Below are 14,135 nucleotides of genomic sequence, written 5' to 3'. Positions count from 1 at the left end.
GCTAACACTTAATAACCCCCAAATCATTTTAGCTAATGAAGAAACTTATTCCTATCGTATCCCTGTTCCTTTTTGCTTCGTTGTATTCGGTAGCTTCGGAAATCGGGGACAGGACTATTCCTGCGGATGTAGCACAGTTGTCCGACAGCTTGAAGCGTCAGTATGCTCCTGATAAACGGGTAGCACTCTTTGATGTAGATTATTCCTTTTCCGGTAAAAATGTGATGTTACGTGGTGTGACTACTTCGGCCGAGGCGAAAGCTGCATTACTGAACGGGCTGTCGAAAGCTGACTATCAAGTAATGGACTGCTTACAGGTATTGCCGGATGAGGCTGCACTGGAAGGAAAAACTTATGGTATCATAAATGTATCGGTGTCCAATCTTAGGGTTGATCCTGACTTTTCATCCGAAATGATGACCCAGGGATTGATGGGAATGCCTGTCCGCGTATTACAGCGCGACGGTTGGTATCGCATTCAGACACCGGATAATTATATCGCTTGGATACATCGTGTAGGTATTCATCCGGTAACGAAAGAAGAACTTCATGCTTGGAACACAGCAGAGAAGATTGTGGTGACTTCTCATTATGGGTTTGTGTATTCTGAGCCCAATCAGTCTTCGCAGACTGTTTCGGATGTAGTTGCAGGCAATCGCTTGAAGTGGGAGGGAACGAAAGGTGAATTCTATAAGGTTGCATATCCTGACGGGCGGACCGGTTATATTTCCAAATCTATCTCCATGCCGGAAAAGAAATGGCGTGCCGCTTTGAAACAGGATGCTGCCAGCATTATTCGCACGGCACATACGCTGATGGGAGTTCCGTATCTTTGGGCAGGCACTTCTTCCAAAGGAATAGATTGCAGTGGCTTCATGCGTACCATTCTTTTCATTCATGATATCATCATTCCCCGAGATGCTTCACAGCAAGCGTATGTAGGCGAGCATATTGATATCGCTCCTGATTTCAGCAACCTGCAACCGGGCGACTTGATCTTCTTCGGACGTAAAGCTACGGCAGATCGAAAAGAACGTGTGGTGCATGTGGGAATGTATATTGGCAATAAACGTTTCATTCATTCGCAAGGTGATGTACACGTCAGTAGTTTTGATTCTGCCGATGAGCTTTTTGACGAATATAACCTCGGACGCCTTCTGTTTGCTACGCGCGTGCTACCTTATATAAATAAGGAAGCATCCTTGAATACTACGGAAACGAATCCTTATTATAAATAATAAAGTTACGAACTACAAGCTACAAGTAGCAATGCTCTCATTCTGCAAAGCTCTTGTAGCTTGTGGCTCCGTAGCTAGTAGCTCCTAACTTAAAAACAAATATTATGCAAAACAGAAGAGATTTCCTGAAAACAGCTGCTTTTGCCGCATTGGGCTCCGGTGTGGTTATCAATGATGTATTTGGAGGAGAAAGCGCTCCAAAACTGTTCAATATCAATAAAAGTGGTGTGAATGCCAGGATGAAATTGCGCTTCTTTCCATATGAGTTGAAGTTGCGTCATGTTTTTACAGTGGCTACTTACTCACGCACTACCACTCCTGATGTACAGGTAGAGATTGAATACGATGGTGTTATCGGTTATGGTGAAGCTTCCATGCCGCCTTATTTACAGAAAGAACTGGGTACGATGGAAAGTGTACTGGCTTTCCTGAAAAAAGTTCAGGATATCATCGGACAGTTTTCCGATCCTTTCCAATTGGAGGATATTCTCGCTTATGTAGATAAGCTTTCACCGGGAGATGCTGCCGCTAAAGCTGCTGTAGATATTGCTTTGCACGACCTTGTGGGCAAATTGCTGAGAGCTCCGTGGTATAAGATATGGGGATTGGATAAGGAAAAAGCTCCTTCGACCACTTTTACCATTGGTATCGATACGCCGGATGTGGTACGAGAAAAAACGAAGGAATGTGCCGAGCAATTCAATATTCTCAAAGTAAAACTGGGGCGTGAGAATGATAAAGAGATGATTGAAACAATCCGTTCGGTGACCGACCTGCCTATTGCCGTCGATGCCAATCAAGGTTGGACGGATAAGCATTATGCCATTGATATGATACAATGGCTGAAAGAAAAAGGGATTGTCATGATTGAGCAGCCGATGCCTAAAACCCAGTTGGATGATATTGCCTGGGTGACACAACAGAGTCCGTTGCCTATCTTTGCTGATGAATCTTTGCAGCGTTTGAGTGATGTGGCCGGTCTGAAAGGTGCATTTCATGGCATCAATATCAAGTTGATGAAATGTACCGGTATGCGTGAAGGCTGGAAGATGGTGACATTAGCACGTGCTTTGGGTATGAAAGTGATGGTGGGCTGTATGACGGAAACATCCTGTGCTTGCTCTGCTGCTGCCCAGTTTTCTCCTGCGGTTGACTTTGCTGATCTGGATGGCAATCTGCTTATTGCCAACGACCGTTTCAAGGGAATGGAGGTCGTAAAGGGCAAGATCACGTTACCAGATTTGCCTGGCATCGGAGTTGTGAAACTGTAAGGATCCTGAATCGTAATTCAATTTCCGTTCTCAATTATCATCTATAAATTAGCTTATTATGAAAAAAGTATTGTATGCTGCTGCCTTGCTTTTCCTTGTAACTGCCTGTACTCCAAAACCGGAAAGCAAGCCCTATACTTGGGAAGATGATCTGCACCAACGCCTCCTCACTGATTTCTCTCGTACGGAAGATGAAGTGAAAGAGTATATTCGTAAGTATATCCCTGATGTTTCCGATGAGCAGATGTGCCAATGGGAAGCCTCCAAAGCATTGGAGTGTATGACTCTGAATGGTGAGAAGCGTTATTTCCGTAATGCCGCACCTAATTTATTCCGTGTAGACTCTGTCTGCTATCAGATAAAGGCTGCCAAAGATGGCGTCTCCTTCAGTGGCAGTGAAAAAGTAAATATGGAGAACCTGCCCGAAATCATTGCGAGTGTGAAAAAGAGTGGTAATCCTATCACTGCTCCCAAACGAATGCGAATCACCTATACGCTCACGGTAGACAGTAATGCCGTTCCTGCCGGAGAGCTCGTCCGTTGCTGGCTTCCTTACCCACGTACCGACCAGTCACGTCAGCAAGATGTAAAATTCATCTCTGCCAGCGAATCCAAGTATACTTTATCCCCACAGGATTGCCTTCATAGCACTCTCTATATGGAAAAACGTGCAGTGCAAGATCAACCAACCGTATTCTCTGAAAGTTTTGAGTATACAGCTAATGCTGAATGGCATAATTTGAAACCGAAAGATATTCAGCCCTATGATACAACTTCTTCTATATATAAGGAATATACGGCTGAACGCGAGAAGCATGTCATTTTCTCACCACGTATGCGCGAACTTGCTGCCAAATTGACAGCTGGGGAAACCAATCCTTTGTTGAAAGCTAAACGCATCTTCCGTTGGGTGAATGATAACTTTCCTTGGGCTTCTGCCCGGGAATATTCTACTATAGAAAATATTCCCGAATACGTGTTAGATAATCATAAAGGTGATTGTGGGCAGGTTAGTTTGCTGTTTATTACGCTTTGTCGTATCAGTGGTATTCCTGCCCATTTCCAGAGTGGTTTTATGATGCATCCTAAAGCATGGAACCTGCACGACTGGGCGGAAATCTATTTTGAAGGCATTGGCTGGGTTCCTGTAGACCAATCATTTGGCATCCCTACTTTTGCCCGTAATGCGGATGAAGAATATTTCTTCTTGGGTGGCATTGACTCCTGGCGTATGATAGTCAACAGTGATTACGGTATGCCGCTGATACCCGAGAAAAAATATCCTCGTAGTGAAACGGTGGATTTCCAGCGTGGTGAAGTGGAATGGGAGGGAGGTAACCTTTATTTTCCGAAGTGGGATTATCACATGGATATAGAATATCTCGATAATTAAAGAGGTACTTTTCCCTGAAAACAGACCATCTATTTTAAACGGATAGATGGTTTGTTTGATTTTAACGCCTATCTGCCTTATTTTCACGTCAGTAAACGTGCATAAATGTAAAATTGTCAGGTTCTGTCGTTAACCGCTGTTAAGCCCCAAAAGTTCACTGTTAAAAGAGAACAAAAAAGAGTGACAAGCGGAATAAGTGAACGATTTTTGTCGTTATTTTAACGTCGAAATGTTAAACAAAACTTGAATATTAACAATTAAAAGAATAGAAAATTAGTATGAAACAGACAACAAAAAACATTCTCGGGGTTGCAGCTATCGTACTTCTCAGCTCAGGAGTAGCAGGTTTAACCACCTATAAGATGCTGCAAAAAAATATGCCTGCTGATAGTACCAGTGCATTCAATGAAATGTTCCAGCAAAATCCGAACGTACGTTTGGCCTCTTATAATGCCGTTGATGCGCAACCAGTAGATTTGACGCAAGCAGCAGAAAATTCAGTTCACGCTGTGGTGCATATTCGTTCTACTCAGACTTCCAAAGTTCAGGAAGTAGAAGTTAGAGATCCGTTCTCTGATTTCTTCGGTGAATTTTTCGGTGGTCGGGGCGGTACGCAAAGACGTCAGGTACAGACCCCTGAACGTACAGGCTTTGGTTCCGGCGTTATCATCTCTAAAGATGGATATATCGTAACGAACAATCACGTAATTGCAGGTGCAGATGAAATCAGTGTGACGTTGAATGACAATCGTCAGTTTAAAGGACGTATTATTGGTACGGATGAAGAGACAGACTTGGCTCTAATCAAGATAGAAGGTGATGATTTTCCAACTATTCCGGTAGGTGATTCTGATGCACTGAAAGTTGGTGAATGGGTGCTTGCAGTAGGTAACCCGTTTAATCTGACTTCTACGGTGACTGCGGGTATTGTCAGTGCTAAAGCACGCTCTTTAGGCATGGGTCAGCAAACTGGTAAACAGAGTATCGAGTCGTATATTCAGACTGATGCTGCAATTAATCAAGGTAATAGTGGTGGTGCATTGGTAAATGCTCAAGGTGAATTGATTGGTATCAACGCTGCTCTTTTCTCTCCGACTGGATCAAATACAGGTTATGGTTTTGCCATTCCTACCAGTATTATGAAGAAAGTGGTTGCTGATTTGAAGCAGTTCGGTACGGTACAACGTGTGAAATTGGGTGTGAGTGTAACAGCACTTACTGAAGAGCCGGGTGACACACAGGTTGCTGATAAAGCTGGTAAGAAGTTGAGTGATATAAAGAAAGAAGCTAGAGAAAAATATGGTGTTATTGATGGTCTTTGGGTACGTGAAATCGTAGAAGGAAGTTCTGCTTCAGGTTCTGATATTAAAGTTGATGATGTAATCATTGGCATGGATGGTAAGGCTATTCATAAATTTGCTGACTTGCAGGAAATCTTGGCAAAACATCGTCCGGGAGATAAGGTACAAGTGAAGGTGATGCGTGATAAGAAAGAAAAGAATATAGAAGTTACGCTGAAGAATGAACAAGGTACTACGAAGATTGTGAAGAATGCCGATATGGATATTCTTGGTGCCGCATTCCGCCCTGTACCCGATGAATTGAAAAAACAATTGAATCTGGGTTATGGTCTTGAAGTAACGGGTGTTAGCAATGGTAAGATGGCAGAAGGTGGCGTCCGTAAAGGTTTCATTATCCTAAAAGTGAATAATGTACCGATGAAGACTGTGGAAGACTTGGAGAAAGTGATGAAAGAAGCTGCTAAGACTCAGGAACAGGTTTTGTTTATTACAGGTATGTTCCCCTCTGGAAAACGTGGCAGCTATGCAGTAAGTGTCGCTCAGGATTAATGGCTGGCATCGCTAAATTGTAGATTGTACATGTGAATAGGTAAGAAGATTGTAATATTAGCTAACAAAGAAGAAAAAGGATGTCGACAACTAACTTGTCGGCATTCTTTTTGTTTATATTGTATAGTGAATAAGATAAAAAAGTTAGGGCAAGTTTGCTTGTAACAAAATAATTTGTCGTAACTTTGCAACCCAAATCTGTTTTAGAAGAATGAGACAACTTAAGATTACAAAAAGTATCACTAACAGAGAGAGCGCTTCTCTTGACAAGTATTTGCAGGAAATCGGTCGCGAAGACCTCATAACTGTCGAGGAGGAGGTAGAGCTCGCTCAACGCATCCGCAAGGGTGACCGTATCGCACTGGAGAAGTTGACACGTGCCAATCTGCGTTTCGTTGTATCTGTGGCCAAGCAGTACCAGAACCAAGGTTTGAGTTTGCCCGACTTGATTAACGAGGGTAATTTAGGACTGATCAAGGCCGCCGAAAAGTTCGATGAAACACGTGGTTTCAAATTCATCAGTTATGCAGTATGGTGGATACGTCAGTCCATTTTGCAGGCTTTGGCAGAGCAGTCGCGTATCGTGCGTCTTCCGTTGAATCAGGTAGGCTCGCTGAATAAAATCAGCAAAGCATTCTCCAAGTTCGAACAGGAAAATGAACGTCGCCCGTCTCCCGAGGAGTTGGCAGATGAACTGGAAATCCCTGTTGATAAAATCTCCGATACGCTGAAGGTATCCGGACGCCACATTTCGGTGGACGCACCTTTTGTAGAAGGAGAAGACAACAGCTTGCTGGATGTGTTGGTGAACGACGACTCTCCTATGGCGGATCGCTCTTTGGTGAACGAGTCTCTTGCGAGGGAAATTGATAGAGCACTTTCTACGTTAACCGATAGGGAAAAAGAAATCATACAGATGTTTTTCGGTATCGGACAACAAGAAATGACATTAGAAGAAATCGGCGACAAATTCGGTTTAACCCGTGAACGTGTACGCCAGATTAAGGAAAAAGCAATTAGAAGATTAAGACAAAGTAATCGTAGTAAATTGCTCAAGTCTTATTTAGGATAAGTAAGAAATATCAATTTCCGACAAATAGAAGGAATTAAAAACCGGTAGGTCATGATCTGATCACCGGTTTTTTTGTTATCATTATTATAAAAGTGAAGATAAGCTGTATCTCAGCATAAAAAATGAATGAATCTTTTTATTTTGCTCCGGTTTGCATTATCTTTGTCGCCAACAATATATAATAAAAAACAGATTATGAAATACGTTCGTATACTTTTTGCTGTAGCTTTAGTTTTTATGGTATGTTCAGCATTCTCATTCAAGAAGGGTAAAGGAGAAAAAGCTGTGTATGCATTTGGTGTTGCTGCCTCTTTCAACGACACAGTAGTGTATTTTACTGATATTCAGGTGTTGGACAGTGTGAAGCTGGATAAGGGTGGCTTCTTGCCTAAGCGTGATCTTTATACGTATCAGTTGAAGAATTATTTGGAATATGATTTGAAATCTCTTGATTATACGTGTATGATCTACTTTTCTGAAAACAAGAAGAAGTTAGAAAAGGAGGCTGCAAAAGTGAAGAGCAAGTATAAGAAGAATAAAACGATAGTATTGATGCCTATTGCTCCTGAAGCTTTCCGATTCAAGAAGCCGGAAGAGTAATTTGCTTTATTTCCTTAAGAACTTAAGGAATTTACTTAAATAATAGACCGTAGTCATGAAAACGAAACTTTACTTCTTTTTGTGGGTTTGTCTTTCTACATTGCTGATTGCATGTGTTGACGATGATATAGAACCGGATGTTGTTCCTGTAACAGGTGTGTCATTGAATAAGACTGCCCTTGCGTTAGATGAAGGGGAAAGTGAGAGTTTGATAGCTACTGTTATTCCGGATAATGCTACAAACAAAAAGGTTACCTGGAAATCTAGCGATACTAGTGTGGCTACGGTGAATGCAAGTGGAAAAGTGACAGCCCAGGCAACTGGAACTGTAGTTGTAGTGGTGATTACGGAAGATGGTGCGGAGGTTGCAACATGTACTGTTACTTGTGGTGATGGGGCTGTGGAACCTGAGATACCTGTAACCGATGTTGCATTGAATAAAAGCACTCTTTCACTAATAGAAGGGCAAAGTGAAAGCTTGCAAGTCATCATTACGCCGGACGATGCTACAAACAAAAAAGTCGCCTGGGTTTCGAATGACGAAAGTGTAGCGATGGTTGATGTAAATGGTAAGGTTACGGCTTTAAAGGCCGGAAGTACTACCATTGTAGCTGTAACAGAGGATGGTGCGATGACTGCTTCCTGTAAAGTGACTGTTGAGCCGGCTGCGCTTCTCAAAGGAACTCGTACGATTCTTGCATATATTGCGGCGGATAATACCCTTGCTTCATTTGCTTCTTTGGATTTAGCGGAGATGAAAGCGGGTATGGCGAAAGTTCAAGATTCTAATGTGCATTTTCTGGTTTATATAGATGATGGTAAATCTCCTCGTCTACTTGAGCTGAAGAATGAAAAGGGGGCAGTAGTGGAAACGGTAGTGGAAACTTATGGAAGTCGTAACTCTGTAGGTGTATCTGAAACGCAGGAAGTTTTTGCAAAAGTCTTTTCGAATTCCAAATATCAGGCTGACAGTTATGGATTGGTTTATTGGTCACATGGTGATGGGTGGCTACCTTATCCGTTGCGTGCTGGTACTCGTTGGGTAGGCCAGGATAAAGGTAATGGTGATAACAGAATGAATATCTCTGAATTTGTTGAGATATTAAAGTCTGCTCCTCATTTTGATTTTATATTGTTCGATGCTTGTTTCATGCAAGCAGTGGAGGTTGCCTATGAGTTGCGTGATTATACGGATTATTGTATAGGTTCTCCGACTGAAATTCCAGGTCCTGGTGCTTCGTATGATGCAGTTGTTCCCGCTATGTTTTCTGCTGAGAATGCGGCAGTGAATATTGCTAAGGCTTATTATGAACCTTATGCGGCTAAATATGATGAAGGTAAAGGCTTGTCAAATAGTAATTGGACAGCGGGTGCCTCTGTGTGTGCGCTGAGAACAGATAAATTGGTTGATCTGGCAAGAATAACGAAACAGGTTTTGTCTGGATCAGTTGATAATGCGCAATTGCGCAGTTTGATTTTTGATTATGATAAACGTCGTGGTTCTGATGGATTTCAGGATGGTCATGTAGGTTATTATGATATGGCAAATATGATGAAAAAAATCACTGTTAATGGTGGTTATCTAACGTGGAGGCAGGCTTTTGATGCCGCTGTAGTATATTGGGCGACTACTTCTATGAACTTTTCTGGTGTTATCCAGAAAATGTTTTCTATGGAAGGCACTAATGGAGTGTCCTGCTATATTCCTTCAGTATCTAATACAGTTACTGATAAAGCATATCGCTCTACTGAGTGGTATACATCCGCCGGCTTTGCCGCATTAGGCTGGTAATATTTTCTTTTTAATATATAAGTGTGGTGTTTGAGCCTGTAAATTAGCCTCAAACCAGATGTCTGTGTCTCTTCTTATGCGCCTAAATTAAGGGTATATGAACTTTCTCTCTTTGAATATGTAGTATGTTTCTAATGGACTTAATGTGCGCTATTTTGTTGTTGTATTGTGATTTAACATTATTTTCCATTGGAAATTATTTTGTTTTAGAAAATATTCTTTTCTTTGCACTATCAAAACTAAAATAAAGAAGTATGAAGTATATAATTATTGGAGGTGTTGCCGGGGGAGCTACGGCGGCGGCACGTTTAAGAAGAGTTGATGAGAAATCTGATATTCTTTTATTTGAGAAAGGGAAATACATTTCGTATGCAAATTGCGGCTTGCCTTATTATATAGGTGGTGTCATCGCAGAGCGTGAGAAATTGCTGGTGCAAACGCCGACTTCTTTCGGCCAACGCTTTCGTGTAGATGTACGTGTGGAGAATGAAGTTATCGCTATTCATCCTAAAGATAAAACGATTACTGTTCGCACTGCAGATGGTCGCGAATATGAAGAAACCTATGATAAACTTTTGTTGTCTCCGGGTGCTACACCTGTTCGACCACCACTGGAAGGTATCGATTCTGAAGGAATTTTCACTCTCCGTAATGTTGAAGATACCGATCATATAAAGTCTTATCTTACGGAAAACTCCGTAAAGCGAGCGGTTGTAGTAGGTGCGGGCTTTATTGGACTGGAGATGGCAGAAAATTTGCATCATGCCGGAGTTGCCGTATCTGTTGTGGAAATGGGTAATCAAGTAATGGCGCCTATTGATTTTTCGATGGCTGCGCCTGTTCATCAACATTTGATACAGAAAGGTGTGTCGCTCTATCTGGAAGAAGGAGTAACTCATTTCCAGCGTACAGAACAAGGTATTACCGTCTTTTTGAAAAGTGGAAAAACGATTCCGGCAGATATGGTATTGCTTTCTATCGGAGTGCGCCCTGCAACGGCTTTGGCTAAACAAGCCGGACTGAAGATAGGTGAAGCAGGTGGTATCTGGGTAAATGAATATCTGGAAACTTCTGCAAAAGATATTTATGCTGTAGGGGATGCTATTGAATATCCGCATCCATTGACCGGGAAACCGTGGTTGAATTATCTGGCAAATCCGGCTAATCGTCAGGGACGTATTGTGGCTGATAATATGGTATTTGGTAATAAGGTTGCTTACGAAGGTGCTATCGGTACTTCCATCGCAAAAGTATTTGATATGACGGTTGCTTCTACGGGACTTGCTGCTAAGCGTCTGAAGCAATGGGAGATGGAATATCAAAGTTCTGTTACTCATTCGTCTTCTCATGCAGGGTACTATCCGGATGCATTACCCTTGACTTTAAAATTAACATTTCATCCTGTTACGGGAAAATTATATGGCGCGCAGGGTATTGGTTATGAGGGTGTGGACAAACGTATTGACCAGATTGCCGGCTTGATCAAGCGTGGTGGAACGGTATATGACTTGATGGAAACGGAGCATACTTACGCTCCTCCGTTTTCTTCTGCAAAAGATCCTATTGCTATTGCCGGATATGTTGCTTCTAATATTATCAGTGGTGCAATGCCTGTCGTAACTTGGCGAGAACTGGTACAGCATAAGAATGAAGTAATGTTAATAGATACCCGTACGGCTGAAGAATTCTCTTTTGGAACTATTCCGGGAGCAATTAATATTCCGTTGGATGATTTAAGAGAGCGTATGCTCGAAGTTCCTACTGACAAGCCCATTGTATTGTTTTGTGCTGTAGGTTTGCGTGGATATCTGGCACAGCGTATCCTGATGGGAAATGGATATAAGAATGTGCGTAATCTTTCGGGAGGATACAAACTGTATTCTGCTGCGGTTGCTCCGGTACCGGTACCTTCTATAGCGGCTGCTTCAGTTGATGCTCGCGTAACTTTTGGCTCTACTGAAACTTCGGGAACTGTTGTGCAATCCGATTCTATATTATCAGCTGGAGGTTCATCTAAAGAACCATTGAAAATCAATGCCTGTGGTTTACAATGTCCGGGACCTATCATGCAAGTGAAGAAGGCAATGGATACTCTTGAACCGGGAGAACAGGTGGAGATTGTGGCAACTGATGCCGGATTTGCACGTGATGCTTCTGCCTGGTGTGATACGACGGGTAATCGTTTGGTGGGGAGCCATGAGGATAAAGGACGCTATACGGTAGTTATAGAAAAAAGTAATTCGAATATGGTCTGCCCTTCTTCCACCGGAACTGTAGCAGCGGGTAGGGGAAAAACATTGATCCTTTTTAGTGATGATTTGGATAAAGCTTTAGCTACTTTTGTATTGGCAAACGGGGCTGCGGCAACCGGGCAAAAAGTTACGGTATTCTTCACTTTCTGGGGATTAAATGTTTTGAAAAAAGTGCAGAAACCGAAAGTAAAGAAAGATATTTTCGGCAGGATGTTCGGTATGATGCTTCCTTCCAGTTCTTTGAAACTGAAATTGTCTCAGATGAATATGTTCGGTATGGGAAGTCGCATGATGCGCTTTTTAATGAAGCGTAAAGGGGTAGATTCTTTGGAATCACTTCGTTCGCAGGCGCTTGCTCAAGGAGTGGAATTTATAGCCTGTCAGATGTCTATGGACATGATGGGAATCTGTCGTGAAGAGTTGTTGGATGAGGTAACTATCGGTGGTGTTGCAACTTACATGGAGCGCGCAGATAAAGCCAATGTCAACCTTTTCATATAGTTATTTGTTATTTAACAAATAAAGAAGAAAAATATATGGAAGACTTATGTAAAATACGTGATGTTTACCGGGCGATAGCTGAGTTTGAAACCCAATTTATGCAGCAATACAATCTTTCGCTGAATGAAGGAATGTTGCTCTGTACACTTCTGAATACTCCCCGGCTTACTTCCGGGGAAATAGCAGAAGCCTTGGGATTAACTTGTTCTAATACTTCCAAGTTGATACGTTCTGTCGAAGAAAAGAAGTTAATAGCCCGTATTATTGGTAAAGTGGATAAGCGCCAAATGCATTTTTCATTGACTGCAGAAGGAAAAGAACAAATCACTGCGATCAAAAGTACTACTCATGAGATGCCTGAACTCTTACAACAAATAGTGGGTTTGCTGGAAAAATAGAAGATGGAGATAATTTTATCTCCATCTTCAAAAATATTAAAATTTTTCGTGGATTTTGCTTAAGATTGCTTTAATTTGCAGCTAATATATTAAGCATTATAGCAATTGAATATGCAAAAATTATTATCCTTGCCGCCTAATCTTGTGTCGGCATTCTATGAACTGGAAAATGTAGACCGTACGGAATGGTTTTGTACATCTGACCCTATAGGGATGAAACTGGGGTCGGGTGGTGGAACCACTTGGCTTCTGCGGGAATGGTATAGAAACCAACAAACAGAACACTCAACAGAGAAACGTATTCTGCTGCATGCCGGTGGACAAAGCCGCCGCCTCCCTGGATACGCTCCCTCCGGGAAAATATTAACTCCGATACCTGTATTTCGCTGGGCACGTGGACAGAAGTTGGGACAGAATTTATTGTCTTTGCAAGTTCCACTTTATGAGAAAATCATGGAACGGGCACCGGAAAAACTGCGTACTTTGATTGCGAGTGGAGATGTGTATATTCGTGCTGAGAAACCTTTGCAGGAAATACCGGATGCAGATGTGGTATGTTACGGACTTTGGGTAGATCCGGTATTAGCGACACATCATGGAGTGTTTGTTTCTGACCGGAAACAACCGGAAGCATTGGATTTTATGTTGCAGAAACCGTCATTGCAGGAACTGGAGAATCTTTCCAAGACTCATCTCTTCCTGATGGATATAGGAATCTGGTTACTGAGTGATCGGGCTGTAGAGTTATTGATGAAGCGTTCGCTGAAAGATGGCTCGGGTTCTGATTTAAAGTACTATGACTTGTATTCAGATTTCGGTTTATCCCTTGGTAATCATCCACGCATTACTGATGATGAGTTGAATAGGTTGTCTGTAGCTATATTGCCATTACCTGGTGGAGAATTCTACCACTACGGCACGAGTCGTGAACTACTTTCCTCAACTGTTACTTTACAAAATAGGGTGTACGATCAGCGTCAGATCATGCACCGGAAAGTAAAGCCCAATCCTGCAATATTTGTACAGAATGCAGAAGTAGGTATCTCTCTTTCTTCCAATAATGATAACCTTTGGATTGAAAATAGCTTTGTTGGTACATCATGGAAGATAGGTTCCCGGCAAATCATTACGGGAGTACCGGAAAATGACTGGACGTTAGAATTACCGGATGGAGTTTGTATAGATATTGTGCCTCTTGCAGAGAAGCATTGGGCAGTTCGTCCGTATGGTTTCGATGATGTATCTAAAGGAGATATCCGGGATGAAAAAACTTTGTATCTGGGGATTTCCTTCCCTGATTGGTTAGCGGAGCGTGGACTGACTCCGGATGATGTAACTGGAAGAAAAGATGACTTACAGGCTGCCGGAATCTTCCCTGTGGTAGAAGGTGTTGAGCAGATGGGCGCAGTACTTCGCTGGATGACTTCGGAGCCGGAATTGACAGAAGGTAAGGAAATCTGGCTGAACAGTCAACGTCTTTCTGCCGATGAAATCTCAGCGAAAGCTGATTTACGTCAATTATATGCCCAGCGCGAGAGTTTCCGGAAAGGTAATTGGGAATTGCTGGCACGCAATTATGAGAAGAGTGTCTTCTATCAGTTGGATTTGGCTGATGTTGCCGAGGATTTCCATTGTTTGAAGATAGATAAACCGGATGTGTTGCCGGCTGATGCACCTCAGATGCAGCGTATTCATAATCGGATGCTTCGGGCTCAGATAGATAAACTGAACGGAAAAGACTTTCAGAATGATGAAAAAGAGGCTTTCG

The 14,135-nt window shown here is 42.3% G+C and carries 10 protein-coding genes; all 10 read left to right on the top strand.

Annotation, left to right across the window (positions count from 1 at the left end; translation table 11 throughout):
- The first annotated feature begins 35 nt into the window (after positions 1-35).
- On the top strand, positions 36-1,238 hold the full coding sequence (locus BACCELL_RS01415) for a C40 family peptidase (protein ID WP_007209702.1): 1,203 nt from the start codon (positions 36-38) through the stop codon (positions 1,236-1,238).
- Between the two features lie 104 nt (positions 1,239-1,342).
- Entirely contained in the window at positions 1,343-2,509 is a 1,167-nt protein-coding gene (locus BACCELL_RS01410) for a dipeptide epimerase (protein ID WP_007209701.1), read from the top strand.
- A 58-nt stretch (positions 2,510-2,567) separates the two neighbouring features.
- The gene (locus BACCELL_RS01405; protein ID WP_007209700.1) at positions 2,568-3,902 is read left to right on the top strand and encodes a transglutaminase-like domain-containing protein; all 1,335 of its coding nucleotides are present in this window, start codon (positions 2,568-2,570) and stop codon (positions 3,900-3,902) included.
- 278 nt (positions 3,903-4,180) lie between these two features.
- Entirely contained in the window at positions 4,181-5,752 is a 1,572-nt protein-coding gene (locus BACCELL_RS01400) for a trypsin-like peptidase domain-containing protein (RefSeq protein ID WP_007209699.1), read from the top strand.
- Between the two features lie 211 nt (positions 5,753-5,963).
- A complete protein-coding gene (locus BACCELL_RS01395; protein WP_007209697.1) occupies positions 5,964-6,824 on the top strand; it encodes a sigma-70 family RNA polymerase sigma factor in 861 nt (286 codons plus the stop codon).
- Between the two features lie 195 nt (positions 6,825-7,019).
- Entirely contained in the window at positions 7,020-7,424 is a 405-nt protein-coding gene (locus BACCELL_RS01390) for a hypothetical protein (protein WP_022210741.1), read from the top strand.
- A 55-nt stretch (positions 7,425-7,479) separates the two neighbouring features.
- Positions 7,480-9,216: a clostripain-related cysteine peptidase gene (locus tag BACCELL_RS01380; protein WP_007209695.1), complete on the top strand. Its 1,737-nt coding sequence runs from the start codon at positions 7,480-7,482 to the stop codon at positions 9,214-9,216.
- Positions 9,217-9,470: 254 nt separating this feature from the next.
- Positions 9,471-11,969, top strand: coding sequence for an FAD-dependent oxidoreductase (locus BACCELL_RS01375; protein WP_007209693.1), 2,499 nt, complete (start codon positions 9,471-9,473; stop codon positions 11,967-11,969).
- A gap of 35 nt (positions 11,970-12,004) precedes the next feature.
- Positions 12,005-12,367 (top strand): MarR family winged helix-turn-helix transcriptional regulator, encoded by a 363-nt coding sequence (locus BACCELL_RS01370; protein ID WP_007209692.1) that lies wholly within the window; start codon positions 12,005-12,007, stop codon positions 12,365-12,367.
- Between the two features lie 111 nt (positions 12,368-12,478).
- The coding region (locus BACCELL_RS01365; protein WP_007209691.1) for a bifunctional fucokinase/fucose-1-phosphate guanylyltransferase at positions 12,479-14,135 on the top strand (1,657 nt) is incomplete at its 3' end.

The sequence above is a fragment of the Bacteroides cellulosilyticus DSM 14838 genome (assembly GCF_000158035.1).
In the GTDB taxonomy this organism is placed as follows: domain Bacteria; phylum Bacteroidota; class Bacteroidia; order Bacteroidales; family Bacteroidaceae; genus Bacteroides; species Bacteroides cellulosilyticus.
This window is presented reverse-complemented; position numbering and strand designations above follow the sequence as displayed.

Coding starts and splice junctions, on each gene's coding strand:
- BACCELL_RS01415 (WP_007209702.1), top strand. CDS start 36: ATGAAGAAACTTATTCCTATCGTATCCCTGTTCCTTTTTGCTTCGTTG.
- BACCELL_RS01395 (WP_007209697.1), top strand. CDS start 5,964: ATGAGACAACTTAAGATTACAAAAAGTATCACTAACAGAGAGAGCGCT.
- BACCELL_RS01375 (WP_007209693.1), top strand. CDS start 9,471: ATGAAGTATATAATTATTGGAGGTGTTGCCGGGGGAGCTACGGCGGCG.
- BACCELL_RS01370 (WP_007209692.1), top strand. CDS start 12,005: ATGGAAGACTTATGTAAAATACGTGATGTTTACCGGGCGATAGCTGAG.
- BACCELL_RS01380 (WP_007209695.1), top strand. CDS start 7,480: ATGAAAACGAAACTTTACTTCTTTTTGTGGGTTTGTCTTTCTACATTG.
- BACCELL_RS01410 (WP_007209701.1), top strand. CDS start 1,343: ATGCAAAACAGAAGAGATTTCCTGAAAACAGCTGCTTTTGCCGCATTG.
- BACCELL_RS01390 (WP_022210741.1), top strand. CDS start 7,020: ATGAAATACGTTCGTATACTTTTTGCTGTAGCTTTAGTTTTTATGGTA.
- BACCELL_RS01400 (WP_007209699.1), top strand. CDS start 4,181: ATGAAACAGACAACAAAAAACATTCTCGGGGTTGCAGCTATCGTACTT.
- BACCELL_RS01405 (WP_007209700.1), top strand. CDS start 2,568: ATGAAAAAAGTATTGTATGCTGCTGCCTTGCTTTTCCTTGTAACTGCC.